Raw genomic sequence first — 23,852 nt, 5'->3', positions numbered from 1 at the left:
TAGTCCAGCAGTTCGATCCGTGCCACTACCCGAAGGTATTGAAACGGGAGAAAAACAGTCGATGCGCGAATATCGGCTGTTGTTAACATGCTCCGCTTTCGTCTCCTGACAACAGCTAACAACGCATAACGGGCGCTTCTCGGCATACGGCAGTAGGTTTCGGTCAGCACAAACGTGCAACTGCAACATCCTGATCCCCGAGGAGAAAGCCATGATCAAGACCGAAGTCGCTGATGCAATCGACCAGGACCGCCGCCGTTTTCTCGCCGCCGCCTCCCTGGGCGTGGCGGTTGCAAGTTCAGGCGCGCTTCTGCCTTCCCATCTGCTTGCTGCCACAGCCGATGAGGCGATCAAGCCGTTCCACGTTCATTTTCCGAACGAAACCCTCAAAGACCTCCATCGCCGCGTCGCCGCCACACGCTGGCCGGATCGCGAGACGGTGAGCGACCACTCGCAGGGCGTTCAGCTCTCCACCATCAAGAAGCTCGCCGACCACTGGGCCAAGAACTACGATTGGCGCAAGGTCGAAGCGAAGCTCAACTCCTACCCGCAGTTCATCACGAAGATCGATGGGCTGGACATCCACTTCATCCATGTGAAGTCCAAGCACGAGAATGCGCTGCCGATCATCATCACCCATGGCTGGCCGGGATCGATCATCGAGCAATTGAAGATCATCGGGCCACTGACCGATCCGACAGCGCATGGCGGCAGCGCCGAAGACGCCTTCCATGTCGTCATTCCCTCGCTTCCCGGCTATGGTTTCTCCGGCAAGCCGACTGAGCCGGGCTGGAATCCGCCGCGCATCGCCAAGGCCTGGGCCGCGCTCATGCAGCGTCTCGGTTACACGAAGTATGTCGCCCAAGGCGGTGACTGGGGCAATGCCGTCACCGAACTGATGGCGGTGCAGGAACCGGCCGGCCTTCTCGGCATCCACACCAACATGGCGGCCACCGTACCTGCCGATATTGCCAAGCTGCTGTCGTCAGGCGCCCCCGCACCCGACAGCCTCTCGGCCGATGAAAAGCGCGCCTATGAGCAGCTCGACGATTTTTACAAGAACGGCCTCGGTTATGCGATCGAGATGAACAACCGGCCGCAGACGCTCTATGGCATCGTCGACTCCCCGATCGGCCTTGCCGCCTGGATGCTCGATCATGACATCCGCAGCTATGACATGATCGCCCGCGTCTTCGACGGAAAACAGGAAGGGCTTTCGAAGGACGATATCCTCGACAACGTCACGCTCTACTGGCTGACGAACACCGCAATCTCTTCCGGCCGGCTTTATTGGGACAACGCCCACTTCCCCTCCGGCGGTTTCTTCGATCCGCGCGGCATCAAGATACCGGTCGCGGTCAGCGCCTTCCCCGACGAGATTTACCAGGCTCCGAAGAGCTGGGCCGAGAAGGCCTATCCGCAGCTCATCTTCTACAACCTCCCATCCAAGGGTGGCCACTTCGCAGCCTGGGAGCAACCCATGTTCCTGACCGAAGATCTGCGCGCCGCGTTCAAGCCGCTTCGCAAATCGATCTGACAACAGGGCGGCGCGGTGCGCGCCGCCCGACACAGCGATCTCAACCCCTTATCGAAGAAGGAGACAGACAATGCGCGACAATCAGATCGTCGACTCCAGCTTCACCGCCATCATCAATGCGCCGATCGAGAAGATCGACATTCCCAACTGGTGCTTCACACTGCCGGAGAAGGAATATCAGTCCTGCTCGCCAGCCCATATCGCCGCCGGCTTTACGACCGCGCCTGACGGCACGCGCATGTCGATCAACGTCGAGACGATCGGCGGCAGCCTGATGGTCCAGCACTATGTCGAGACGCTCGGAGAGAAGGATCATCTGATCCTCGATTCAGACTCCGACGTCTTCACGCCGACCGGCCGCGTGACCATCCATGTGACCTGGGAATTGAGCGTCAAGGCAATCGACAAGGACCGCTGCGAGTTCACCAACCGCGTCCAGTCCTTCGCCACCGACGAAATGTTGGCGAACCTGGATCGGCAGGGCATCCCCTTCGAGGTGTTCCGCACGCAGCGCCAGCCGATGTCGATCGCCCATAACAAGGGTGAGACGCCGCTCTTTGCAGCGAGCATCGAGCGCTTTGCGCTTCGTAACCAGTCATCGTCGAGAGCCGCCTAAGCGCCAAAGGAGGATGCGATGACCGAACTGTCCTACGAACACGGCATTACCGGGCTTCTGGTGGTCGACCCGTATAACGACTTCATTTCCGAAGGAGGCAAGATCTGGCCGCGCATACAGGCGGTCGCCGAGGCCAACAATTGCGTCCCGCACATGGAGCAGATTCTCAAGGCGGCACGGCAGGTCAAACTCCCCGTCTTCTTCGCGATGCACCACCGCTTTCGCGAAGGCGACTATGAGAACTGGAAGTATATCGCCCCTATTCAGAAGCTGGCCTGGAAGCGCAAGACCTTCGAGTTCGGCACCTGGGGCGGAGAATTCAAGGCGGAGTTCGTTCCTGCTGCGGGCGAGGTCGTGGCATCGGAGCATTGGTGCTCCAGCGGCTTTGCCAACACCGACCTCGACAACCAGCTCAAAAGGCGGGGCATCCACAGACTGATCGTCATCGGCCTGATCGCGCATACCTGCATCGAGGCAACGGTCCGCTTCGCAGCCGAGCTTGGATACGACGTGACGGTCGTGAAGGACGCGGTCGCCGACTATTCCGACGAGATGATGCATGCGGCGCTGGAAATCAACATGCCGAACTACGCCAGCGCCATCGTGACGACCGAGCAAATCCTCGGAGCATTGGCGGCCATGCAGAACATGGCACCGGCGGCGTAACCGGCCGTATCGAGAGCTGAAGGAGGTCGGCCGAATGGCCGTCCTTGGCGCCCACGGCATTCGCCAGCGGTCATAGACGTCGCCGACGCCTGACCGAAGAAGTAAACACCCGCCCAACAGGGGCATCCGCAACGAAAGCAAAAAGGAGTGCGTCATGGACCAGAAAATGAACCCCAAAGTCCTCTACACCGCAAAGACACACGTCACCGGCGGTCGCGAACACGGTGTCGCCCGCAGTTCCGACGGGCGTCTCGATGTAAGGCTCGGCGTACCGGGCACGGCGCGCATCGGCACCAATCCCGAGCAGCTCTTCGCAGCAGGCTGGTCGGCTTGCTTCGAGAGTGCCATCGGGCTCATCGTGAAGAAGAAGCACATCACGCTCGGCGGTGACGTCACGATCGATGCCGAAGTCGATCTCAACCTGTCCGACACTGACGGCTACTCGCTGACCGCTCGCCTTAACGTCGGCATTCCAGGCGTAGAGCGCGACGTCGCCCAATCGCTGATCGACGAGGCGCATCAGATTTGCCCGTACTCGAAGGCAACGCGCGGAAATATCGACGTCACGATCAAGCTGGTCTGACGAGGCCGACTGGCCGCGACCGGTGCCAAGAAGGAGCGCCTGCAGTAACGTCAGGCCTTCGTGATCGCGTTAACGCAGTCGCTCAACAAGGACAGTCTGGAAGCGGTCCACGCTTCCAGACTGTCCTCCGAACAACTCGATTGCCCGCCTGCCACAACGGATCGACGTACTGGCGCCGTCTACTTCATCGGCTTACGCCAGCTTTTTCAAGGCGGCGACCGGTTCCTTTGCCAGCGGTCTCGCCGAGGCAGGGTTCTGGCCGGTGATGAGGCGGCCATCAACGACGACATGGGGCTCCCAGTTGGCCACGGACGAGTACTGGGCACCCTCCGCCGTTAAGGCGTCCTTGGCCCAGCCGGCAGATCAAAAGCCGATCAGAATCTTTCCGACAATCTTGCCGCTTTCCTGCAGTTCATGCGCCTCGGCGATCTGATCCAGCACGAGCGTCACCGCGATCTTCGGAACGTAGGCTCCCGAAGCCGCGCAGGCAGAGACTTCCTCGGCCGCTTCCCGCATCGCTGGTTCCGGCATGGTGTAGACGTAGACGAAACGGAAAGCGAAGCCACCGAGCAGCGCGGGGAAGAAGGGGATCGAGAGCGTGGCTTGCGGCGACTCCGTGGAATAGGCCGAGACAACGCCGTCACGCGCGAGACAAGCGACTGCGGTGTCAATATTGGCGGTGATGTCCACGTCGACAATACGGTTGACGCCCCGGCCGTCGGTTGCCGATCTCACCGCCTGCGCGACATCCTCCCTATACCTGTTGATGACGAGATCGGCCCCTGCCGCACGCGCGACGTCCGCCTGTTCGTCTCGACTGACAGTCGCCGCCACCCATGCCCCGGCCCACTTGGCGAGAAGAATGGCGGCGTTGCCAACCGAACCCGCGCCTCCCTGGACGAGAACCCGCTTGCCGCGCAGGTCCCCATCGGCGAACAGGCATCGATGCGCAGTCATCGCAGGGACTCCGAGCGATGCTCCGGTCTCGAACGACACGTTGGCAGCAAGTCCGACAGCCTGCCCGGACGGTACCAAAACGAACTCCGCCGCGGTACCAAACGCCCTGCCCGTCTGCGCCATATAGACCCACACCCGCTCGCCGATACGGGCGTCGGGCACGCCGGGACCGACGCGGTCGATGATGCCCGCTCCATCCTGGTGCGGGACGATCCTCCGGAACGGCATCGCCTTTCCGCCAAATCCGGTTCTCGTCTTGATGTCGGAAGGATTGATGCCCGACGCGAGAACCCTGACCCGGACTTCCCCGGCCCCGGGTTGCGGATCGGGAAGTTCGCCGATGGTCAGCACTTCTCTCGCAGTCCCTTGTCTTTCGTAGAACGCAGCTCGCATAACGCACCTCTCACAAAAAGCTCGCTTCCAGCTAGGTGCGACACACGCGAACTTGCAAGTAGGCAATAGTTTTGCTTATAGGGATACAAAGTACACTATTGGAGCGCAGGATGGACGTCGATTATAAATGTCCGGTCGAGATCACCGTGGATGTCACAGGCGGCAAGTGGAAGCCGATGATCATCTACCGTCTCCTCGACGGCCCGCGTCGGTTCGGCGAGCTACGCCGCCTGGTGGGAGACCCGAGCCAGCGTTCGCTCACGATGCAGCTGCGCGAACTCGAGGCCGACGGGATCGTCACCCGCAAGGTCTTCGCGGAGGTCCCTCCCCGTGTGGAATATTCCTTGACCGAGTTCGGGCAGACCCTCGCGCCCGTGCTGATGGCGATGCGGGATTGGGGCATGTCTTTCCGGGACCAGCGCCGTTCGACATCAAGGTGACCTACCCCGTCCGCGACTACAGCTGTGGCCTGCAATGATCTGTTTCGCCCGTCCTGTCTTCTTTCCATGTTGAAGTCTCTCATCTCTACGATACGCAAACCAATAGAGGCGATGTCGATGATGTTCGATGGAAGTCAGGCAATTGACTGGATGATGAGCGAATATGAAGCGATCCGCAGTCAGATCTTCGACAGCGACTGTTCGAGATCGGCGATGATATCCTTAACGTCTTCGATGCCGACGGAGAGGCGCACGACATCAGGCCCAGCGCCGGCCGCAATCCTCTGCTCATCCGTCAACTGCCGGTGCGTAGTGGACGCCGGGTGGATCACCAGGGAGCGCGTGTCGCCGATATTGGCAAGATGCGAGAAAAGCTCCAGCCCTTCGACCAGCGCCTTGCCGGCCTCGTAGCCGCCCCTGACGCCGAAGGTGAAGACCGAGCCTGCTCCCTTGGGCGAGTAGCGCTGCTGCAGGGCGTGGTTCGGGTCATCCTCCAAGCCGGCATAATTCACCCAGGCGATCTTGGAATGGGCCTTCAGCCATTTGGCCACATCAATCGCATTGTCGCTATGGCGCTGCATGCGCAGCGGCAGCGTCTCGATGCCGGTCAGGATCAGGAAGGCGTTGAAGGGCGAGAGGGCCGGGCCGAGGTCGCGCAGGCCGAGCACGCGGCAGGCGATCGCGAAAGCAAAATTGCCGAAGGTCTGGTGCAGGACAACGCCATTATATTCCGGCCGCGGGCTGGAGAGCATCGGATAGTTGCCGGTCTTCGACCAGTCGAAGGTGCCGCCATCGATGATGATGCCGCCCATGGAATTGCCATGACCGCCGAGGAACTTGGTCAGCGAATGCACGACGATATCGGCGCCATGTTCGATCGGCCGGATGAGATAGGGTGTCGCCATGGTGTTGTCGACGATCAGCGGCAGATCGTGGCGATGGGCGATTTCGGCGATCGCGGCGATATCGACGAAGGTGCCGCCGGGATTGGCAAGGCTCTCGATGAAGATCGCCCGCGTCTTGTCATCGATCTTGCTCTGGAAATCATCAGGGTCGTCGGAATCGGCCCAGCGCACCTGCCAGCCGAAATTCTCGAAGGCATGGCCGAACTGGTTGATCGAGCCGCCATAGAGGCGGCGGGCGGCGACAAAATTCTCGCCGGGACGCATCAGCGTGTGGAAGACGATCATCTGCGCGGCATGGCCTGAGGCGACGGCGAGCGCTGCCGTGCCGCCTTCAAGGGCCGCGACGCGTTCCTCCAGAACCGCCTGGGTGGGGTTCATGATGCGGCTATAGATATTGCCGAACTGCTGCAGGCCGAAAAGGGCTGCGGCATGGTCGGAATCGTTGAAGACGAAGGCCGTCGTCTGGTAGATCGGTGTAATCCGCGCGCCGGTCGCCGGATCGGGCTGCGCGCCCGCATGGATTGCCAGCGTGTTGAATCCCGGATCGTTTTTGGCCATGTCGTCCTCCCGTACAATTGTTGACGGGCGCGATCATAGCCGCTCGAATGTGAAAGTTAACCGCGATCTTTTTCAACCGCGGCGCGTTCCGAGGAAAATCCGTTCTGCCCGACCGCGTCAACCAAAAAGACGCGGATACTCGATCGCCGGGCAACGGTTCATGACGACCTTGATGCCGCCGGCTTCGGCCTTGGCGGCGGCCGCGTCGTCGCTTACGCCGAGCTGCGCCCACACAACCTGCGGGCGGGGCTCGAGTGCCAGCGCTTCGTCCACCACCCCATCAAGATATTCGGATGCGCGGAAGACATCGACCATGTCGACCGGTTCGGGAATGTCGGCGAGACGTGCGTAAACGGTCTGGCCCTGGATCTGCTTGCCCGCCTGCCCCGGATTGACGGGAATGACCTTGTATCCGCGCGACAGGAGATAGCCCATGACACCATTGCTCGGCCGGGCCGGATTGGGCGAAGCCCCCGTCAGCGCGATGGTTTTGACGGATTTCAGAATGCCGGAAAGATAGTCGTCGGCGTAGGCATCATGATCCATATCTGGTGTCTCCGGTCTGGTGCCGCAGGAGGCGGATTTGACAGTCGCGATTCATTGAAACCGGGCGGCTCGTTTCGACGTATATATAGGTGCCGGAAATATCAGGGAGAAATTATGCCATGAAAAAAATAATCCTTGCGCTCGCGCTCGTGCTAGCTGCCTCGCCGACGCTTGCGATCTCACGCTACAATCCGCTTGCCATGAGCTGCCAGAGCGTGCGGGCGGCGATCCACAACGAAGGCGCCGTCATCTTTCGCTATACCTCGCCGCGCGGCCTTCCTCTCTACGACCGCTATGTCCGCAACAGCTACTATTGCGACGCGACCGATTATGCGGAATGGACGAGCATTCCTTCCAAGGACAACCCCAAGTGCCGGGTGCTGAACTGCCAGAATATCGACAACCTGGACGGGATGCTGTTCATTCCACACTATAGTCTCTAACTCTGCATTTATTCGGAATTGTGAATATTATCGATCCTTTCGCACCTGCGAAAGGATCGGACGATCAATCTAGGGATACAAAATATCGGCGACACCTCTCCCGGTTGTTAATTTATAATCATTTCAAAGTTATAGAATAATGTCTATATTTCAGCATCATAGGATTGTCGACACTCTCTTTCTACAGATGAATTTCACCTTTCATACATAATTTGATCACGATATGTTCATGCGTCCATTAGCGACATCTCATAGTTGTGTGAGCTGAGCGTAATTGAACGTATTTCGAGCGCACGCAGAAATTGCTACAACGATGGGCAATTGTTCACCTGATCAATCCATGCTATTGAAAATTCGACCGTGCGGAGTACACCTTCCGGGGCAAATCACGCAAACCCAGGTTGTTATTTCAAGGCAGGTTCAAACGGGAAAGCTGTGATGTTTTCCCCAATTTTGTTGCACTGCTCCTGGACCATCCACCTTGCCCCTCGATGTTCTTCTTCTCGTCCTTTTCGGTGCTCTTCTGCATGCGACATGGAATGCCATCATCAAAGCCGGCAAGGACAAATCGCTTGATGCGGCGCTGATCTCTGCAGGCGGCGCGGTCGCCTCGCTACCTTTCCTACCGTTGCTCCCCCTGCCGCAGCCACAGGCCTGGCCCTTCATCGGCGCTTCCGCCATCCTGCAATTTGCCTATTTCCAGCTGGTCGCCGCCGCCTACAGGGCCGGCGATATCGGCCTGGTCTATCCGCTGATGCGTGGCGGCGCGCCCCTGCTCATCGTCGCCACCAGCGGCTTCATCCTGGGAGAGCATCTGACGGGTGGAGCGCTTGTCGGAACCATGACGATCTGCGTTGGCATCCTGACGCTCGCCTTCGAAGCCCGCCACGGCAGCCGTCACGCGATCATGCTGGCGCTCATCAACGCCTGCGTCATCGCCACCTATACCTATGTGGACGGCATCGGCGCACGGCTTTCGGGCAATGCGATTTCCTACACGCTGTGGATGTCGCTTCTGCCGCCGGTTCTGCTCTTTGCCTGGGCGCTTTCACAGCGCGGTCTGTTGACTGTCGCCACTCACGTCAGGCGCAACTGGTGGCGCGGGCTGATCGGCGGGGCGGGCTCGATTGCCTCCTACGGGTTGGCGCTCTGGGCGATGACGAAGGCTCCGGTTGCGACGGTGGCGGCGCTGCGGGAAACCGCCATCCTGTTTGCGCTTGTCATCTCGGTTCTGGTGCTGAAGGAAAAAGCCAGCATCTGGCGTTACCTCGCCGGCATCATCATCGCGCTCGGCGGGCTGATCCTGAAACTTGCCTGATCACTCGCCCTTCCATTCGGGCGTGCGCTTGCCAAGGAAGGCGCCGATGCCCTCTTGCGCATCATCGGTCAGCATGCTGTCGACCATCACGCTTGCGGCATAATCATAGGCTTCCGCGACGGGCATTTCGAGCTGCTTGTAAAAGGTTTCCTTGCCGATCCTCAGCGCCTGCGGCGACTTCGAGGCGATGACGGAAGCGTATTTGTTGACCACCTGCGTGAGGTACTGCTTCGGCACGATACGGTTGACCAGACCGAAATCCTTTGCAGTTGAGGCGTCGATCGTCTCGCCCGTCAGCAACATCTCCATCGCCTGCTTGCGGTGGGCGGCGCGCGAAACGGCGACAGCCGGCGTCGAGCAGAAAAGCCCGATATTAACGCCTGGCGTGCAGAAGGTGGACGTATCCGTGCAGATCGCGAGATCGCAGCTCGCGACGAGTTGGCAGCCCGCTGCGGTCGCGAGTCCGTCGATCTCGGCGATGACCGGCTTTGGCAAGCGATTGATCTCCAGCATCAGATCGGCGGCCAGCGCAAAGGCCTCTTCGAAGAAGGCGACACCTTCGTCCTCGTCGGCGCGATGAGCGGTCAGCTCCTTGAGGTCATGACCGGCGGAAAAGACATTGCCGGTCGAAGCGATGACGACGATGCGGACGTCCTCGTCCTCGGCTGCACCCTGCAGCTCGCCCATCAGCGTTTCCATTGTCGATATCGACAGAACATTGGCCGGCGGATTGTTGAGCGTCAGGCGCAATATGCCGCCGGAAAGCTGACGGAGCACGAGGGCGCCCTCGCCTGAATTGTTGTTGTCCTTGCGGAAGGATACGATCTCGGCCATTGCATGTTCCTGTGTGCTGTCTAAATCCCGCTTTTGTGCCACAAGGGTGGGGCGATTTCGAGCCGAATACCGCAATGCGACGGCCTTGAAGGGCGAAACTTCCTGTTTTCAGGCACCCTAAGATGGGGTATTCACATACCGCACTGTTAAGATATTGTTTTTATTTACTTATTTTTCCGATCGTCAAAATGGCTTGTATTGACCGGCTAATCGATTGTCGCTATAAGCCGCGCCGGAAATGCAGCCTTTGCGGGCTGCTTTCTTTTTGGTCTGTCTTACGGCCGACCAACCAAGCAACAAGAAACGCCCCTCGCCTTCGGGCATGGGGATCCAAGAGAGAGTAACAATTATGGCAACCTTCTCCCAGAAGCCTGCAGAGGTGGAGAAGAAGTGGGTCGTCATCGACGCCGAAGGGCTCGTCGTTGGCCGTCTCGCTTCCGTTATCGCTATGCGTCTGCGCGGCAAGCACAAGGCAACTTTCACGCCTCACGTTGACGACGGCGACAACGTTATCGTCATCAACGCCGACAAGGTCGTTTTCACCGGCAAGAAGTATTCCGACAAGGTTTACTACTGGCACACCGGTTATGCCGGCGGTATCAAGGAGCGTACGGCTCGCCAGATCATCGAAGGCCGCTTCCCGGAGCGTGTCCTCGAGAAGGCTGTTGAGCGCATGGTTCCCCGCGGCCCGCTCGGCCGTCGCCAGATGAAGAACCTGCGCGTCTACTCCGGCCCGAACCATCCCCACGAAGCCCAGCAGCCGTCCGTCCTCGACGTCGCCTCGCTGAACAAGAAGAACGTAAGGAGCGCCTGATAGTGGCTGACCTCTCTTCCCTGAAGGATCTCGGCACGTCGTCTGAAGTAGCTGCTGCTGCTCCGGCTCACGTCCGCAAGGTCGACTCGCTTGGCCGCTCCTACGCGACCGGTAAGCGCAAGAATGCTGTTGCCCGCGTCTGGGTCAAGCCGGGCTCCGGCAAGATCATCGTCAACGGCAAGGAATTTGCGGAATACTTCGCTCGTCCGGTTCTGCAGATGATCCTGCGCCAGCCGATCGTTGCTGCTGCCCGCGACGGCCAGTTCGACATCGTAGCAACCGTTGCCGGCGGCGGTCTTTCCGGCCAGGCCGGTGCCGTTCGCCACGGTCTTTCGAAGGCCCTCACCTACTTCGAACCGGGCCTGCGCTCGGTGCTGAAGAAGGGTGGCTTCCTGACCCGCGACAGCCGCGTCGTCGAACGTAAGAAGTACGGTAAGGCCAAGGCCCGCCGTTCGTTCCAGTTCTCGAAGCGCTAATCGCTTTCGGACATGCTTTCATGGAAAGGCCGGGTTTTCGCCCGGCCTTTTCGTTTATTCGGGCTTGTTGAAGAAAGCCTCAAGCCGATATCCATCAGGATCGATGATAAAGGCGGCATAATAGAACTGGCTGTAGTCGGGACGGATGCCCGGCGCACCATTGTCCTCTCCGCCATTGGCAAGTGCTGCGGCATAAAAGGCATTGACGGCCTCCTCACTCGTGGCGACGAAGCAGAAATGCAGTCCAGAGCCGCGATCGGCCGGCACCGGGCGCTCTACTTCACTCACCCAGAAGGCAGGCCTCTCGGCGCCGTATCCCATCGTTCCGTCGAAATTCGACAGACGCTCATAGCCGAGCGGCGCAAGTACCGCATCGTAAAACTGGCGCGATCTATCGAGGCTTTTTACCCCGATTGAAATGTGGTCGAACATTGCCCGTGGCTCCTTCCTGGTTCCGTCGGCGCAGCTTCTTGGAAGCGGTTTGCGAAGTCAACGCGCCACACTCACCTATTGTCGCCGGTACTGCCGGCTGCTAAAGCCGCATCAGGTTTCAAATCGGACAAGACAGGACCTCACATGGGAGCCACCCCGTCCGCAGACAGATAGGCCGCAGCAACCTTTTGAAGTTGTTGCGGCATCTGTCCGATCAATCCAGACTGCGATGAGAAGGCAGATCGCCGACGGATGAACTCATTCGAGCGGATGAATACCTATGCCTTCCCAAAACAGGAACTGGACTTGCTCCCTGCCGGCAGCGCTGCTGCTTCTGGCGCCCTTCGATATCCTGGCCTCGCTTGCCATGGATATCTATCTCCCCGTCGTCCCGACGATGCCTGAAGCACTCGGCACATCGGCGACAGTCGTTCAACTGACGCTCAGCCTCTACATGCTGATCCTCGGCGCCGGACAGATGCTCTTCGGCCCTCTGTCTGACCGGATCGGCCGCCGCCCGGTGCTGCTTGGCGGCGCGCTGCTGTTTGCGGCCTCTTCGCTGCTGCTCGCAGCCACGTCGTCGGCCGCACTGTTCGTCGTGCTGCGTCTGCTGCAGGCGGCCGGCGCGTCGGCAGCACTTGTGGCGACCTTTGCAACGGTTCGCGATGTCTATGCCGTAAGGCCGGAAGGCGCCGTCATCTACAGCCTGCTTGGCGCGATCCTCTCCTTCGTGCCGGCGCTCGGACCGATCGCCGGTGCATTGATTGCCGATCATGCCGGGTGGCGTGCCATCTTCCTGCTGCTCGGCGGACTGATGCTTGCGGCAACCCTCAATGCATTTAGAGGCTGGCACGAAACGAGACCTGCGGCGGCGGCCAATGTCACGATCAGCATGCGCGCGATCCTGACGAATGCGCATTTCTGGACCTACACGATTGGCTTCAGCGCGGCGATGGGAGCCTTCTTCGTGTTCTTTTCCACTGCACCTCGTGTGCTGATCGATCATGCCGGCTTTTCCGGTCTCGCCTTCAGCCTTTCCTTCGCAACGGCCGCAGCGGTGATGATCATGTCCGCACGCTTCGCCGGCCGCTTCGTCGCGCGATGGGGAATGGCCGGCAGCCTTGCCCGCGGCATGGGCCTGCTTCTTGTGGGCGCATTGCTCCTCGGTCTCGGTGACGTGTTGCTTGCTCCCTCATTCGCCAGCTTCGTCCTGCCGATGTGGGTGATTGCCGTCGGCATCGTGCTGACGACCGCAGTCACAGCGAACGGTGCGCTGGCGGCCTTTGGCCAAACAGCCGGAACGGCGGTTGCGCTCTATTTCTGCATCGAAAGCCTGATCGTCGGCTGCGTCGGTACGCTCTTCGTGCTGCTATTGGATGGCAATACGGCATGGCCGCTCGCCGGCTATTGCGCGTTGATGGGTATCGTCACTCTACTTGCGTTGCGCCATATCCGCGCTCACTGCTGAGATCAAAGGGCGGCGGAGAAGATCCGCCGCCTTAGCTTGAAATCTGTCGGAAGCTCGCCTACCCCTTCCTATAGAGACAAGGAATCCGAGCATGTCCTCCACCCAGCCCTCGCCCTTCGCCACCACGCCCGAACCGCCCTATTACGTCGTGACCTTCTCCTCTGTTCGTACCGAGGGCGACAATGGTTACGGCGCGATGGCCGACCGGATGGCGGAACTGGCGCTGCAGCAGCCGGGCTGTCTCGGGGCCGAAAGCGCGCGGGATGCCGATGGCTTCGGCATCACCAATTCCTACTGGGCCGACGAGGAAAGCCTGAAGGCGTGGAAACAGGTGGCAAACCATCTTGCCGCCCAGCAGCTCGGCCGCAAGCGCTGGTACAAGCAATATAAGGTTCGCATTGCGCGGGTAGAACGCGCTTACGAATTTACCGCAGAGGAAGGAGCCTCCCATGGCGAATAAGACCATCGACCATGCCTTCACGGCACAGAGCCTGACATCGGCTGCCTCCGACCCGACCTTTGCCGGCGCGCTTTCCTTCATGCGCCGCCGCTTCACCAAGGATCTGACAGGAGCCGATGCCGTCGTATGGGGCATTCCTTTCGATGCCGCGACCTCCAACCGGCCGGGCACGCGTTTCGGGCCGCAGGCGATCCGCCGGGCTTCCGCAATCTTCGACAATGATCCGCAATATCCGTTCCAGCGCGATCTCTTCGCCGAGATGGCCGTCATCGACTACGGCGACTGCCTGCTCGACTACGGCAACCATCAGGACACGCCCGCAGCCATCGAGCGGCAGGCGAGCGCCATTCTCGACAGCGGCGCCTTCCTGCTGACCCTCGGCGGCGACCACTATGTCACCTGGCCGCTCTTGAAGGCGCATGTCGATCGCCACGGCCCGCTGGCGCTCGTGCAGTTCGACGCGCATCAGGACACCTGGCTGGACGACGAGCGCCGCATCGACCACGGCTCCTTCGTGGCCCGTGCGGTCCGCGCCGGTCTCATCGATCCTGACCGCTCGATCCAGATCGGCATCCGCACTCATGCGCCAGAGGATTTCGGTATCCATCTTCTCTACGGCCATCAGGTCGAGGAAATGAGTGCGACGGACATCGCATCGATGATCATCGCGCATACGAAGGGTTCGCCTGCCTACCTGACCTTCGATATCGACTGCCTGGACCCGGCCTTTGCGCCCGGCACCGGCACCCCGGTCGCCGGCGGTCCTTCCAGTGCGAAGATCCTCTCCGTGCTGCAGCGACTGAAGCAACTCGACATCCGCGGCGCCGACGTCGTCGAAGTCTCTCCGCCCTATGACCATGCCGACATCACCGCCATTGCGGGGGCGACGGTCGCAATGTATATGCTGGGCCTCCACGCCGAACGGCGCGCGACGGCAGGATGACTGCTGTTATCAAATTGATTCAACTTCATGGCAAACTGATTCCGGAAACAACCAGAACTCACTGAAAGTGCAGGATAATCATGGCAGCAAAGATCTTCATCGATGGCGAGGCTGGAACGACGGGTCTGCAGATCCGCGAGCGTCTGGCGGAGCGCCGCGATCTTGAGCTGCTGTCTATCCCGACCGAAAGCCGGAAGGACAAGGCGGTGCGTGCTGCACTGCTCAACGAGGCCGATATTGCCATACTCTGCCTGCCTGACGATGCGGCCAAGGAAAGCGTCAGCCTGATCGAGAACGACGGTACGAAGGTTATCGACGCTTCTACGGCGCATCGCGTCGCCGAAGGCTGGGCCTATGGCTTTCCGGAAATGAGCAAGGAGCAGGCCGGCGCCATCGCCTCGGCCAAGCGCGTCGCCAATCCCGGCTGCTGGCCGCAAGGCCCGATCGCCACGCTGCGCCCGCTGATCGAAGCCGGCCTCGTACCGGCCGATTTCCCGGTCACGGTCAACGGCATTTCCGGTTACACCGGCGGCGGCCGCACGATGATCGAGGATTATGTCGCCAAGGGCGAGGATGCGCCTGAATACATGCCCTATGGGCTGAGTTTCAAGCACAAGCACCTGCCAGAGCTGCAGCGCTACGCCAAGCTTGGACGCGTGCCCTTCTTCCAACCAGTCGTCGGCAATTTCGCGCAGGGCATGGTCGTGACCGTGCCGCTGCAGCTCTCGCATCTGCCCAAGGTGCCGAAGGGTGCTGACCTGCATGCCGCGATCGCCGACTATTATGCCGGCATCAAGGGTTTCGTCGAGGTCGCTCCCTTAGAGGTATCGGAGCGCACGCCGGAACTCAACCCGGAAATCTACAACAACACCAACCGCATGCGCCTGCACGTCTTTGCCAATGACGATATCGCGCAGGCGCTGCTCGTCGCCGTCTATGACAATCTCGGCAAGGGCGCTTCGGGCGCCGCCGTGCAGAACATGGACCTGATGCTTGGCGTATAACGCCCAGCAATTGCCTGTTATCAGGCGCCTGCGTTAAGACAGGGCCTTCCGCCCTGTCTCTTCCCGAGATACGGAGCCCCGATCGATGACGCTGTAAGCGCTGATGGCCGGCCTGCGCGCCTGGTTTGATGCCGCTCTCCCCGATCACGGCATCTCCTCGCTGATCATATTTGCTTTCGTCGCCGGGCTCGCTCGCGGCTTCTCCGGTTTCGGCGCAGCACTCATCTTCATTCCGCTTGCCGGCGCCGTCATCGGGCCGAAGCTCACCTCCCCTGTGCTGCTCGTCATCGACGGGCTTGCGACGCTCGGCATGATCCCCGCCGCATGGCGCGGGGCGGACAGGCGCGAGGTCTTCACGATGGCAGCAGGTGCCGCCCTCGGTGTTCCGGCCGGAACGGCGGTTTTGGCGCTTATGGACCCGCTTTTGTTGCGCTGGATCATCTCGGCGATCGCCATCTGCCTATTGGTGCTGCTTGTCTCCGGCTGGCGCTATCATGGCAAGCCGGTCGCTCCGCTCAGCGCGGCGATCGGCCTCATTGCCGGTCTCTTCAGCGGCGCGGCACAGCTCGGCGGGCCGCCTGTCGTCGCCTACTGGCTCGGTGGCAAGAGCAATTTCACGCGCGTGCGCTCGAACGTCATCCTCTACTTCTCGATCTCCACCGTCTTCAGCTTCGTGGGCTATTATTTCGGCGGGCTGTTCGTCTCCACGGTCTTCGCGCTCACCATCGTCACGCTGCCCGCCTATGCCGTCGGCCTCTGGGGCGGCTCAAAGCTCTTCGGCCTCGCCAAGGAGAGCACCTTCCGCATGACCTGCTACATCCTGATCGCGGCCTCGGCGATCGGTGGCATGCCTGTCTTCGACAGTCTGCTTCGTTAGTCCCCGACACGATTGCCCGCCTGCTATGAAAGCCTTACACTCCCCCATGTGAGGGGAGCTAAATGGCGTCGGTTCTGATCGGCATTGCCATCATTGGAGGCACGACCGCAACGGTGCTTGCGGCCTATTATTTCATGCATCTGCTCATGGGCGGTGACCCGGGCGGGCGCGACAGGGAGCTGGCAAGTTCAGTCATCACCCGCATCGCCAGCCTGCATGCCCTCATCCTCGCTCTCGTTTTTGCGCAGGAAATGATCGAATACCAGGCGCTGCGAACGGAAAGCGCGGTGGAAAGCAATGCGGTCGGCGATGTCTTCTATGATGCCGAGCGCTATGGCCCGGAGGCGCAGGCGCCAATCCAGAAAGCCCTGAAAGATTATGTGCGCATCGTCATCGAGCAGGAATGGAACGAACTCGGGCGAACCGGCGAACTCTCTTCGGCGGCCTGGGATCAATGGAACAACGCCTATCTGAAAATTCTCGAACTGGCTCCCGTCAGTGCCAAACAGCAGAGCCTGCGCGGCCACATGCTCGATGAAATCCATACGATCTCGGAATCCCGAGACCGGCGGGAAAACAGCGGTACCGATTCCATCAGCCTGATCTTCTGGTTTGCGGCGGTTTCGGGGGTGATCTTTACCGCCATCGGTTACTACCCTTATCCGCCTGATGGCCGCAACCTGCTGCTATTATCGATCTTCGGTGTTTTTACCGGCATCATCCTCTTCTTCATCTACGCCTTCTCCAATCCCTACAGTCCGCCCGCCACGCTATTTCCAACAGCTTTCGAGCGCTTGCAGGAGGAAATCAGCGGGCCGGATCCGTAAGTGGAAATGGCCCGAAGACCTCGCCCAAGCCTATTGCCGTCATGCGCCAAAGCAAAAGACTGTCGCTTTTCGCTGCGTTTTGCGGTAAAAGCGGCACGCTGTCAGCAAGGCCGTGCTGCTTGAACGGCGCGCAGCCCCTGTTTCACGCCGATGGGAGGCACTCATGAAAACGATCCTGAGCAACCAGAAGAACAAGATCAACACTCAGGATATCCGTCTTCATGTCCAGTTTGCTTTCACGCGCGAGGAAAAACCCGCCGCGTCTTAACCGCAGCTTCTCAACAGCATCGCAATCCCACGACAGGCGCCGGCTGCGCCTGCGCAAGTTCCTGTCCTACTTCCGGCCGCATCTTCCGCTGCTCATGGCCGATACTGCCTGTGCCGTCGTCGTTGCTGCTGCCGCAGTAGCGTTGCCGCTCTGCGCCAACATCGTCATGAGCCATCTCATCGGGCTCGCCGATTCGGCTTCGGCCTATTGGCAGATCCTCGGCATGGGCGGCGTCATGCTGGCCATCGTGGCAGCCGAGACAGGTGCGATCTTCTTCGTCGATTATCGCGGCCATATGATGGGTGCGCATATCGAGGCGCATATCCGGCAGGAACTGTTCGACCACTGCCAGAAACTCTCCTTCGGCTTCTACGACCGGCACCGCACCGGCCAATTGATGAGCCGCATCGTTGGCGATTCGTTCTGGCTGGGAGAACTTTTCCATCACGGGCCGGAAGACCTTCTGATCGCTATTCTCAAATATAGCGGGGCGATGGCAGTCCTGTTCTTCATCGACCCGCAACTGGCATTTCTGATCCTCCTGCTGACGCCTTTTGCCGTGGCTTATGCGCTGCACTTCAACAGGCGCATGAACCGTGCCCTCGAGGCGAGCAAGCAGGAAATCGCCGCCGTCAACGAAAGGGTCGAGGATGCGCTGGCCGGCATCCGCGTCGTCCAGTCCTTCGCCAACGAGGATCTGGAGCGGAAACGCTTTGCCGCCCTGAACAGGCGCTTCCTCGAAAGTCGCGCCGATGGCTACCGCAGCGAAGCCTGGTTTTCCGCTGGTGCCGAGACCTTCGCCCAGATCATTACGCTTCTGGTCGTCATCCTCGGCGGATTGCGCATCCTTGCGGCGGAACTCACCATTGCCGATCTCCTGACCTTCCTGCTCTGCGTCGGCGTCCTCGTCGATCCGGTCAAGCGGATGGCCAACCTCGCCCGGCTCTGGCAGGAGGGCTATACGGGCTTCGTGCGGGCCATGGAGATACTGGAGATCGACCCAGACGTCGTGGATCGACCTTCGGCTCATGCGTTGCATACCCCGAAGGGAGAGATCCGGCTCTCGAATGTCGATTTCAGCTATGAGGACGGAGCGGACGTGCTCAGCAACCTGTCGCTGACCATCCGCCCCGGCGAATTCGTGGCACTCGTCGGCCCCTCCGGCGTGGGGAAAAGCACGCTCTGCGCGCTGCTGCCCCGCTTCTATGATGTCACCGGCGGCTCGATCGAAGTCGATGGCACCGATATCCGTGATGTGACGCTCGCCTCGCTGCGCCGGCACCTCGGCGTGGTGCAGCAGGATGTCTATCTCTTCGCCGGAACTGTGGCGGAAAACCTGCGTTACGGCCGACCGGATGCGACAGACGAAGAGGTGGAGGCCGCAGCCCGTGCTGCCCATGCGCATGAGTTCATCATGGCGTTGCCGCAGGGCTATCAGACCGATATCGGCCAGCGCGGCGTGAAGCTGTCTGGCGGGCAGCGCCAGCGGCTGACAATCGCTCGCGCCTTCCTCAAGAACCCTGCCATCCTCATTTTCGATGAGGCGACGAGCGCGCTCGACAATGAAAGCGAGCGGGCCGTGCAGAAGGCCTTCCTGACGCTCGCCAAGGGACGCACGACGTTGGTGATCGCCCATCGCCTTTCGACGATCCGCCACGCCGACCGCATTCTGGTGCTCACCGGCGACGGTATCGTCGAAGAAGGCAATCATGACAGGCTGATGGAGAGCGGCGGCATTTATGCCAATCTCTATGGGCTGCAGGCGAGCATCTGAGGTCCTGGGATTATGAGATGCGGAACAGTTCGGCAGACAGGGCCTGAACTGTTCCGCAGATCGACCAAGTGCTATTTCTCTTCACGCCTACAGCATCGGCCCGAAAATCGGAACGATTTTCGGAAAGCCTGATGCGTAGATTCCAAGAGTTAGAGCGTCCTTAGTGCGTCCGAATGGACGCACGGCGCTCTAGGGAGGAACACCATGACAGTGCTGCGCATCGTTCCGAATATCGCCGCCGCTTCCATCGAAGACGTGCGCAATTTCTATTCCGGGCTGTTCGATCTCGACATCGTCATGGATCATGGCTGGATCGTCACCCTTGCATCCGACAGGCGCGCAATCACCCAGATCGGTATTGCAACGGAGGGTGGATCGGGAACCGCAGTGCCCGACATTTCGATCGAGGTCGATGATGTGGACGAGGTCCATCAGCGCGCTGTGACGGGTGGGCATCGGATCGTCTACGGGCCAGCCGACGAGCCCTGGGGCGTACGGCGTTTCTATATTCGCGACCCCACCGGCAAGCTGCTGAATATCCTCTCTCACGCAGGCTAAATGGGTTTGCCTGAGACGGGACGATCATTGCAATGCCACCGAAAGCCTCTATTCTGCGACAGCCAATCCAAGGCACGAAATAACTGCTTTCATTGAGAATTTTCGAAAATATCCGGATCACGCCATGAACACATTAAACCGCCCGGACTTGAGCGATATTCATCAGGGTGACTGGGTGGACCGGCTGTTGCCGGGCGCATGGCGACCTTACACAAGGCTCGCGCGGCTCGATCGTCCAGTCGGAATATGGCTGACGCTGTTTCCATGCTGGGCGGCGCTGTTTCAGGCCGCCCATGGCCTGCCCGATATCCGGCAGCTAGCCGTCTTCACGCTTGGCGCCCTGCTGATGCGAAGCGCCGGCTCCACGATCAACGATATCGCGGACCGGAAATTTGACGGCCATGTCGAGCGAACCCGTTTTCGGCCTCTGGCGAGCGGGCAGATCGGCGTCAGTCAGGCGTTGACCTTTCTGGCCGTCGAGCTCGCCTTGGCGGCGTCTCTCCTGTTGTTTCTGACACCCTATACGCGGCTGGTCGCCCTCTGCGTTCTGCCGCTTGTGTTCGTCTATCCGCTCTGCAAACGCTTCACCCATTGGCCGCAGGCAGTGCTGGGCGCAGCGTTCAACTGGGGCATGCTCATGGCCTGGGCCGAAATTGCCGGCCATATTCCGGCCGGAGCCGTGCTTATGTGGGCTGGAGCCATCGCGTGGCAGATTGGCTACGATACCGTCTATGCCTATGTCGACGTGAAGGACGACAGAAGCCTCGGCCTGAAATCTACTGCGATCCTGTTCGGTCGGCATGGCAAGCTCATGATTGACCTGTTCTACGCTTTGACGATCGCCGCATGGTCGCTCGGCGGCTGGCTGTCGGGCATGTCCTTGCCTTATGCGTTCGGAATGCTCGTGATTGCCGCACACCTTGCCTCGCAGACCTGGCGCATCGATCTCGCCCGTCCTGAGGTGAACTACCGCCTGTTCCTGGCAAACATTCTGACCGGGCTATTACTGGCGGCCTCTGCGCTCACCGGAACTTGGTGAGCCCTATTGGCTCAATAAGAGCAGGGCCGATTATCGCTGGGACGGAAACCGCCGGCGCAGGCCGGATTCAGGGACGTATCCTCGCCATAATCATATCTCCCCGTCGATGTACAGCCCGAGGCGATTGCGGAAAGCGTGATCAGAGCGCCGGCCATTACGAATGTACGAAATCTGTTCATGTGAACATCCCCCTTCATAGGATCGCCCATGCGCCAAGCCGACAATCTAGCATGTCACGGCAAATCCATGCGAGGAGCATCGCATTGATCCCATTCACTCTTCCGCGAGCCAGGGGATAAGGACGTCTCTATTCCTGCTCAGTCGCGCTCGGCGATAACAGTTGCGCGGGGATATTCGCCGTAATAGCCGCGCCAGTTGGCGACCGCAAAACCGAATACCACCAACGCACCTGCCTGATGCAACAGGGCCCAATGCAACGGCACCTCGAGCAGCAGCGTGGTGATGCCGATTGCCGCCTGGATCGTGACGAGCACGAAGAGCACCACGGCGCGGCGTGCATGGGTGGTCGAGGCAGCCGCGCGCAGCGTGATCACCATGTTGATGAGGGCCAGGGCGAACAGCGTGTAGGCGCCGAAGCGGTGGATGAACTGCACCGTCTTCGGGTTCTCGAAGAGGTTGATCCAGAAGGGCTGCTGGATGAAGAGATCGCCGGGCACGACGGCGCCGTCCATCAGCGGCCAGGTATTGTAGGCAAAGCCGGCATCGAGGCCGGCGACCAGTGCGCCGAGATAGATCTGGAAGAGGGAGAAGATGGCGATCGCTGCCGCCCAGCGGTGGGAATTCTTCGTCGGGGCAGCATCATCGGAATGCGGCGAAAGCCCGCGCATGATCCACATGCAGGAGGCAAATATCAGGCAGGCCATGACGAGATGGGTGGCAAGCCGGTACTGGCTGACATCCGTGCGCACAGACAGGCCGGAGGAGACCATCCACCAGCCGATGAAGCCCTGCAGGGCCCCCAGAGCCAGGATGCCGGCAAGCGGCCAGCGCAGGCGCTTCTCGATCCTGCCCGTCACCCAGAAAAAGACCAGCGGCAGCGCGAAGATCACGCCGATGCCGCGCGCAATCAGCCGGTGCGCCCATTCCCACCAGAAGATGCTCTTGAACTGATCGACCGTCATGTCGCTGTTCAGCTGCTGGAACTCGGGAATGCGCTGGTAGAGCTTGAATTCCTCTTCCCATTCGGCGGCATTCAGCGGCGGGATGACGCCGTGGATCGGCTTCCATTCGGTGATGGAAAGGCCGGAATTGGTGAGCCGCGTGGCACCCCCCACAAGCACGAGACAGAAGAGCGCCAAAAGCACGAAACCCAGCCAGATGCGCACGGCGCGGCGATTGTTATCCTGCCTGCGCACTTCAGTGCGGATCGCCTGCTCCGGGCTCAAGTTCGCGACGGCCATGATGTCTCCTTTTATCCGGCAGTTGATTTGCCCCAGCGGCTGATGCAAAACAAGCCCCGAACCTTTGCGGCATGCCGTCGCGCCGGCTCAGTCCCATCCGTTCGAAAGTTATACGATGCCCGTCCGCCTTCGCAAATTCATCGGCACGATCCTGATCATCATCCTCGTGCTTTTCTATGCGATCGTGGCGAATACGATCGCGGTCGCGACGCTCGGCAATGCGCCCTGGTGGGGGCATCTCCTTTACTTCGCGCTCACCGGCCTGCTCTGGGTGCTGCCGGCGATGGTCATCATCAAGTGGATGGCCGGTCCGAGACAGCGGTAGGGGCCGATTAACGACGGAATAACCCTGATTTGTGGAAATCCTCACTGAGGGGCGGCGGTTAAACCAAATATACGTCTGGCCGCCTTACCTTCCTCTGCAGCAATCTCTCGATCGGAGAAAGATACGTGCAGACGCAGAGGCTCGATGCTCCTGAACAAAAGTTCGACGCTGTGGCGCAAGCTGAAGCCGGCATTTCCCGGCTGCGGCAACTCAGCGTGAAACTTGCCATGGCCGAACTCGATATCCAGCTTTTCGACAGGATGGAGCCCCTGGAAGAGGAATGGCGCGCGCTGGAGCGTGACAACCTTTCCTCGCTGCACCAGAGCTATGATTGGTGTGCCGCCTGGGTGGCGGCTTTCCGCCGTCCGCTCGCCATCCTGCGTGGCAGCAGCGGCAACCGCACCGCCTTCATCCTGCCGGTGGAAATTGTCGCTTCACGCGGCATGCGGATCGCCAAATTCATCGGCGCCGACCACAGCAACATCAATACCGGCCTGTTCTCACAGGACTTTGCCGCAGACAGCGATACGGTAGACAGCCATCATCTTGCTGCCCGCCTTCGTGCAGCACTCGCCGGCAAGGCCGATCTGCTTCTTCTGCAAAATATTCCACTGGAATGGCGCAGCCGTCGCAACATGCTCTCGGGCCTGCCCATGGTGCAGAACCAGAACCACGCCTATCAGCTTCCGCTCTTCGATACGTTCGAGAAGACGCTGCAGCAGTTGAACGCCAAGAGCAGGCGCAAGAAATTCCGCGCGCAGAGCCGGCGGCTGGAGGCGGTTGGCGGCTTCGACTATATCGCGCCTGAAGCATCCTCGGAGCAACACGAACTGCTCGACATGTTCTTCCGTCTGAAAAGCGCCCGCTTCGCCTCGCTCGGCCTGCCCGATGTCTTTGCGGATGCGGAAACCAAGGCCTTCCTGCACGGCCTGATCGACAAGCGGAATGGCGACAATTTCGGCCTGCAGATGCGCGTCCTGCGCCTGAAGGGCGACTATGAGGGACGCATCGCCGCGCTGTCGGGGATTTCCCGCAAGGGCGACCACGTCATCTGCCAGTTCGGCGCGATCGACGAGGATCTGGTTGCGGATGCAAGCCCCGGCGAATTCCTCTTCTGGCAGATGATATCAGGTCTGCACGGCCAGGGAGTTGCGCTCTTCGATTTCGGTCTCGGCGACCAGACCTACAAGCGCTCCTGGGCGCCAGTCGAAACTGACCATTACGATGTGGTCCTGCCAATCTCCGGCATCGGCATCGCAGCCGGCACGGCGCACCGGGCAATCACTCGTGGCAAGGCCTTCATCAAGGCCCGCCCTGGCCTTTATAAATTCGCCCAAAATATCCGTGCCAAGGTCGGGTAAGCATGTCGC

The 23,852-nt window shown here is 60.3% G+C and carries 26 protein-coding genes and 1 pseudogene; 20 read left to right on the top strand and 7 right to left on the bottom strand.

Annotated elements, in window-relative coordinates; genetic code table 11:
* Window positions 1–211: 211 nt before the first annotated feature.
* From AB8B33_RS05695 to AB8B33_RS05680, 4 genes are all read left to right on the top strand, one after another.
* Window positions 212–1,537, top strand: coding sequence for an epoxide hydrolase family protein (locus AB8B33_RS05695; protein ID WP_439014663.1), 1,326 nt, complete (start codon window positions 212–214; stop codon window positions 1,535–1,537).
* A gap of 70 nt (window positions 1,538–1,607) precedes the next feature.
* Window positions 1,608–2,153 carry a hypothetical protein gene (locus tag AB8B33_RS05690; RefSeq protein ID WP_439014662.1) on the top strand — a complete coding sequence of 182 codons (546 nt, stop codon included), beginning with the start codon at window positions 1,608–1,610 and terminating at the stop codon, window positions 2,151–2,153.
* A gap of 18 nt (window positions 2,154–2,171) precedes the next feature.
* Window positions 2,172–2,819: an isochorismatase family cysteine hydrolase gene (locus AB8B33_RS05685; RefSeq protein WP_113324460.1), complete on the top strand. Its 648-nt coding sequence runs from the start codon at window positions 2,172–2,174 to the stop codon at window positions 2,817–2,819.
* Between the two features lie 154 nt (window positions 2,820–2,973).
* Window positions 2,974–3,402 carry an organic hydroperoxide resistance protein gene (locus AB8B33_RS05680; RefSeq protein ID WP_310382943.1) on the top strand — a complete coding sequence of 143 codons (429 nt, stop codon included), beginning with the start codon at window positions 2,974–2,976 and terminating at the stop codon, window positions 3,400–3,402.
* A 192-nt stretch (window positions 3,403–3,594) separates the two neighbouring features.
* Here the strand turns inward: AB8B33_RS05680 and AB8B33_RS05675 are convergent.
* Together AB8B33_RS05675 and AB8B33_RS05670 are read right to left on the bottom strand one after the other, a co-directional pair.
* A pseudogene (locus AB8B33_RS05675) lies at window positions 3,595–3,750 on the bottom strand (type 1 glutamine amidotransferase domain-containing protein); the annotation flags it as partial.
* Window positions 3,751–3,765: 15 nt separating this feature from the next.
* Window positions 3,766–4,710: an NADPH:quinone reductase gene (locus AB8B33_RS05670; protein ID WP_439014661.1), complete on the bottom strand. Its 945-nt coding sequence runs from the start codon at window positions 4,708–4,710 to the stop codon at window positions 3,766–3,768.
* Window positions 4,711–4,862: 152 nt separating this feature from the next.
* On the opposite strand from AB8B33_RS05670, the gene AB8B33_RS05665 reads away from it, so the two are divergent.
* Window positions 4,863–5,192 carry a winged helix-turn-helix transcriptional regulator gene (locus AB8B33_RS05665; RefSeq protein ID WP_310382941.1) on the top strand — a complete coding sequence of 110 codons (330 nt, stop codon included), beginning with the start codon at window positions 4,863–4,865 and terminating at the stop codon, window positions 5,190–5,192.
* A gap of 179 nt (window positions 5,193–5,371) precedes the next feature.
* Here the strand turns inward: AB8B33_RS05665 and AB8B33_RS05660 are convergent, their stop codons facing one another.
* The gene (locus tag AB8B33_RS05660) at window positions 5,372–6,655 is read right to left on the bottom strand and encodes an O-acetylhomoserine aminocarboxypropyltransferase (protein ID WP_439014659.1); all 1,284 of its coding nucleotides are present in this window, start codon (window positions 6,653–6,655) and stop codon (window positions 5,372–5,374) included.
* A 117-nt stretch (window positions 6,656–6,772) separates the two neighbouring features.
* Window positions 6,773–7,201 carry a CoA-binding protein gene (locus tag AB8B33_RS05655; protein WP_310382939.1) on the bottom strand — a complete coding sequence of 143 codons (429 nt, stop codon included), beginning with the start codon at window positions 7,199–7,201 and terminating at the stop codon, window positions 6,773–6,775.
* A 119-nt stretch (window positions 7,202–7,320) separates the two neighbouring features.
* On the opposite strand from AB8B33_RS05655, the gene AB8B33_RS05650 reads away from it, so the two are divergent.
* Together AB8B33_RS05650 and AB8B33_RS05645 are read left to right on the top strand one after the other, a co-directional pair.
* On the top strand, window positions 7,321–7,644 hold the full coding sequence (locus AB8B33_RS05650) for a hypothetical protein (protein ID WP_113324465.1): 324 nt from the start codon (window positions 7,321–7,323) through the stop codon (window positions 7,642–7,644).
* Between the two features lie 481 nt (window positions 7,645–8,125).
* Window positions 8,126–8,962 (top strand): EamA family transporter, encoded by an 837-nt coding sequence (locus AB8B33_RS05645; RefSeq protein ID WP_439014657.1) that lies wholly within the window; start codon window positions 8,126–8,128, stop codon window positions 8,960–8,962.
* On the opposite strand, the gene AB8B33_RS05640 is transcribed toward AB8B33_RS05645, so the two are convergent.
* A complete protein-coding gene (locus tag AB8B33_RS05640; RefSeq protein ID WP_439014656.1) occupies window positions 8,963–9,796 on the bottom strand; it encodes an enoyl-CoA hydratase in 834 nt (277 codons plus the stop codon).
* A gap of 349 nt (window positions 9,797–10,145) precedes the next feature.
* Here AB8B33_RS05640 and rplM point away from each other — a divergent pair, with 349 nt between their 5' ends.
* The gene (gene rplM, locus AB8B33_RS05635; protein WP_007819858.1) at window positions 10,146–10,610 is read left to right on the top strand and encodes a 50S ribosomal protein L13; all 465 of its coding nucleotides are present in this window, start codon (window positions 10,146–10,148) and stop codon (window positions 10,608–10,610) included.
* Between the two features lie 2 nt (window positions 10,611–10,612).
* On the top strand, window positions 10,613–11,086 hold the full coding sequence (rpsI, locus tag AB8B33_RS05630) for a 30S ribosomal protein S9 (protein ID WP_007819867.1): 474 nt from the start codon (window positions 10,613–10,615) through the stop codon (window positions 11,084–11,086).
* A gap of 54 nt (window positions 11,087–11,140) precedes the next feature.
* On the opposite strand, the gene AB8B33_RS05625 is transcribed toward rpsI, so the two are convergent.
* On the bottom strand, window positions 11,141–11,518 hold the full coding sequence (locus AB8B33_RS05625) for a VOC family protein (protein ID WP_439014655.1): 378 nt from the start codon (window positions 11,516–11,518) through the stop codon (window positions 11,141–11,143).
* A gap of 280 nt (window positions 11,519–11,798) precedes the next feature.
* Between AB8B33_RS05625 and cml the strand changes: the two genes are divergently transcribed.
* The 9 genes from cml to ubiA all read left to right on the top strand — a co-directional run bounded on the left by cml (window position 11,799) and on the right by ubiA (window position 20,736).
* The gene (cml, locus tag AB8B33_RS05620; RefSeq protein ID WP_439014654.1) at window positions 11,799–12,986 is read left to right on the top strand and encodes a CmlA/FloR family chloramphenicol efflux MFS transporter; all 1,188 of its coding nucleotides are present in this window, start codon (window positions 11,799–11,801) and stop codon (window positions 12,984–12,986) included.
* Between the two features lie 91 nt (window positions 12,987–13,077).
* Complete coding sequence (locus AB8B33_RS05615; protein WP_310382935.1) at window positions 13,078–13,446, top strand: antibiotic biosynthesis monooxygenase family protein; 369 nt, start codon at window positions 13,078–13,080, stop codon at window positions 13,444–13,446.
* Window positions 13,436–14,389: an agmatinase gene (gene speB / locus AB8B33_RS05610; RefSeq protein ID WP_037096181.1), complete on the top strand. Its 954-nt coding sequence runs from the start codon at window positions 13,436–13,438 to the stop codon at window positions 14,387–14,389. Before AB8B33_RS05615 ends, speB begins: the two co-directional genes overlap by 11 nt.
* Before the next feature lie 80 nt (window positions 14,390–14,469).
* Entirely contained in the window at window positions 14,470–15,393 is a 924-nt protein-coding gene (gene argC, locus AB8B33_RS05605) for an N-acetyl-gamma-glutamyl-phosphate reductase (protein ID WP_310382933.1), read from the top strand.
* A gap of 103 nt (window positions 15,394–15,496) precedes the next feature.
* Window positions 15,497–16,270 (top strand): sulfite exporter TauE/SafE family protein, encoded by a 774-nt coding sequence (locus AB8B33_RS05600; RefSeq protein WP_439014653.1) that lies wholly within the window; start codon window positions 15,497–15,499, stop codon window positions 16,268–16,270.
* 62 nt (window positions 16,271–16,332) lie between these two features.
* The gene (locus tag AB8B33_RS05595; RefSeq protein ID WP_439014652.1) at window positions 16,333–17,097 is read left to right on the top strand and encodes a hypothetical protein; all 765 of its coding nucleotides are present in this window, start codon (window positions 16,333–16,335) and stop codon (window positions 17,095–17,097) included.
* Between the two features lie 221 nt (window positions 17,098–17,318).
* Window positions 17,319–19,139 (top strand): ABC transporter ATP-binding protein, encoded by a 1,821-nt coding sequence (locus AB8B33_RS05590; protein ID WP_439014651.1) that lies wholly within the window; start codon window positions 17,319–17,321, stop codon window positions 19,137–19,139.
* A 204-nt stretch (window positions 19,140–19,343) separates the two neighbouring features.
* Entirely contained in the window at window positions 19,344–19,697 is a 354-nt protein-coding gene (locus AB8B33_RS05585) for a VOC family protein (RefSeq protein WP_310382929.1), read from the top strand.
* Window positions 19,698–19,821: 124 nt separating this feature from the next.
* Window positions 19,822–20,736: a 4-hydroxybenzoate octaprenyltransferase gene (gene ubiA, locus AB8B33_RS05580; protein ID WP_439014650.1), complete on the top strand. Its 915-nt coding sequence runs from the start codon at window positions 19,822–19,824 to the stop codon at window positions 20,734–20,736.
* A gap of 317 nt (window positions 20,737–21,053) precedes the next feature.
* Here the strand turns inward: ubiA and AB8B33_RS05575 are convergent, their stop codons facing one another.
* Complete coding sequence (locus AB8B33_RS05575; RefSeq protein ID WP_439014649.1) at window positions 21,054–22,157, bottom strand: COX15/CtaA family protein; 1,104 nt, start codon at window positions 22,155–22,157, stop codon at window positions 21,054–21,056.
* A gap of 115 nt (window positions 22,158–22,272) precedes the next feature.
* Between AB8B33_RS05575 and AB8B33_RS05570 the strand changes: the two genes are divergently transcribed.
* Together AB8B33_RS05570 and AB8B33_RS05565 are read left to right on the top strand one after the other, a co-directional pair.
* A complete protein-coding gene (locus AB8B33_RS05570; RefSeq protein ID WP_037071678.1) occupies window positions 22,273–22,482 on the top strand; it encodes a DUF2842 domain-containing protein in 210 nt (69 codons plus the stop codon).
* A 125-nt stretch (window positions 22,483–22,607) separates the two neighbouring features.
* Window positions 22,608–23,843, top strand: a complete 1,236-nt coding sequence (locus tag AB8B33_RS05565) for a GNAT family N-acetyltransferase (protein ID WP_439014648.1) — start codon at window positions 22,608–22,610, stop codon at window positions 23,841–23,843.
* The last annotated feature ends 9 nt before the right edge of the window (window positions 23,844–23,852 follow it).

The organism is Rhizobium sp. 768_B6_N1_8, assembly GCF_051811225.1.
Taxonomy (GTDB): domain Bacteria; phylum Pseudomonadota; class Alphaproteobacteria; order Rhizobiales; family Rhizobiaceae; genus Rhizobium.
This window is presented reverse-complemented; position numbering and strand designations above follow the sequence as displayed.

What these genes read in the sequence shown, in the direction of transcription:
- AB8B33_RS05695 (WP_439014663.1), top strand. Translation starts at nt 212, where the DNA reads ATGATCAAGACCGAAGTCGCTGATGCAATCGACCAGGACCGCCGCCGT.
- AB8B33_RS05690 (WP_439014662.1), top strand. Translation starts at nt 1,608, where the DNA reads ATGCGCGACAATCAGATCGTCGACTCCAGCTTCACCGCCATCATCAAT.
- AB8B33_RS05685 (WP_113324460.1), top strand. Translation starts at nt 2,172, where the DNA reads ATGACCGAACTGTCCTACGAACACGGCATTACCGGGCTTCTGGTGGTC.
- AB8B33_RS05680 (WP_310382943.1), top strand. Translation starts at nt 2,974, where the DNA reads ATGGACCAGAAAATGAACCCCAAAGTCCTCTACACCGCAAAGACACAC.
- AB8B33_RS05665 (WP_310382941.1), top strand. Translation starts at nt 4,863, where the DNA reads ATGGACGTCGATTATAAATGTCCGGTCGAGATCACCGTGGATGTCACA.
- AB8B33_RS05660 (WP_439014659.1), bottom strand. Translation starts at nt 6,655, where the DNA reads ATGGCCAAAAACGATCCGGGATTCAACACGCTGGCAATCCATGCGGGC.
- AB8B33_RS05655 (WP_310382939.1), bottom strand. Translation starts at nt 7,201, where the DNA reads ATGGATCATGATGCCTACGCCGACGACTATCTTTCCGGCATTCTGAAA.
- AB8B33_RS05650 (WP_113324465.1), top strand. Translation starts at nt 7,321, where the DNA reads ATGAAAAAAATAATCCTTGCGCTCGCGCTCGTGCTAGCTGCCTCGCCG.
- AB8B33_RS05640 (WP_439014656.1), bottom strand. Translation starts at nt 9,796, where the DNA reads ATGGCCGAGATCGTATCCTTCCGCAAGGACAACAACAATTCAGGCGAG.
- rplM (WP_007819858.1), top strand. Translation starts at nt 10,146, where the DNA reads ATGGCAACCTTCTCCCAGAAGCCTGCAGAGGTGGAGAAGAAGTGGGTC.
- AB8B33_RS05625 (WP_439014655.1), bottom strand. Translation starts at nt 11,518, where the DNA reads ATGTTCGACCACATTTCAATCGGGGTAAAAAGCCTCGATAGATCGCGC.
- cml (WP_439014654.1), top strand. Translation starts at nt 11,799, where the DNA reads ATGCCTTCCCAAAACAGGAACTGGACTTGCTCCCTGCCGGCAGCGCTG.
- AB8B33_RS05615 (WP_310382935.1), top strand. Translation starts at nt 13,078, where the DNA reads ATGTCCTCCACCCAGCCCTCGCCCTTCGCCACCACGCCCGAACCGCCC.
- speB (WP_037096181.1), top strand. Translation starts at nt 13,436, where the DNA reads ATGGCGAATAAGACCATCGACCATGCCTTCACGGCACAGAGCCTGACA.
- argC (WP_310382933.1), top strand. Translation starts at nt 14,470, where the DNA reads ATGGCAGCAAAGATCTTCATCGATGGCGAGGCTGGAACGACGGGTCTG.
- AB8B33_RS05600 (WP_439014653.1), top strand. Translation starts at nt 15,497, where the DNA reads ATGGCCGGCCTGCGCGCCTGGTTTGATGCCGCTCTCCCCGATCACGGC.
- AB8B33_RS05595 (WP_439014652.1), top strand. Translation starts at nt 16,333, where the DNA reads ATGGCGTCGGTTCTGATCGGCATTGCCATCATTGGAGGCACGACCGCA.
- AB8B33_RS05590 (WP_439014651.1), top strand. Translation starts at nt 17,319, where the DNA reads ATGTCCAGTTTGCTTTCACGCGCGAGGAAAAACCCGCCGCGTCTTAAC.
- AB8B33_RS05585 (WP_310382929.1), top strand. Translation starts at nt 19,344, where the DNA reads ATGACAGTGCTGCGCATCGTTCCGAATATCGCCGCCGCTTCCATCGAA.
- ubiA (WP_439014650.1), top strand. Translation starts at nt 19,822, where the DNA reads ATGAACACATTAAACCGCCCGGACTTGAGCGATATTCATCAGGGTGAC.
- AB8B33_RS05575 (WP_439014649.1), bottom strand. Translation starts at nt 22,157, where the DNA reads ATGGCCGTCGCGAACTTGAGCCCGGAGCAGGCGATCCGCACTGAAGTG.
- AB8B33_RS05570 (WP_037071678.1), top strand. Translation starts at nt 22,273, where the DNA reads ATGCCCGTCCGCCTTCGCAAATTCATCGGCACGATCCTGATCATCATC.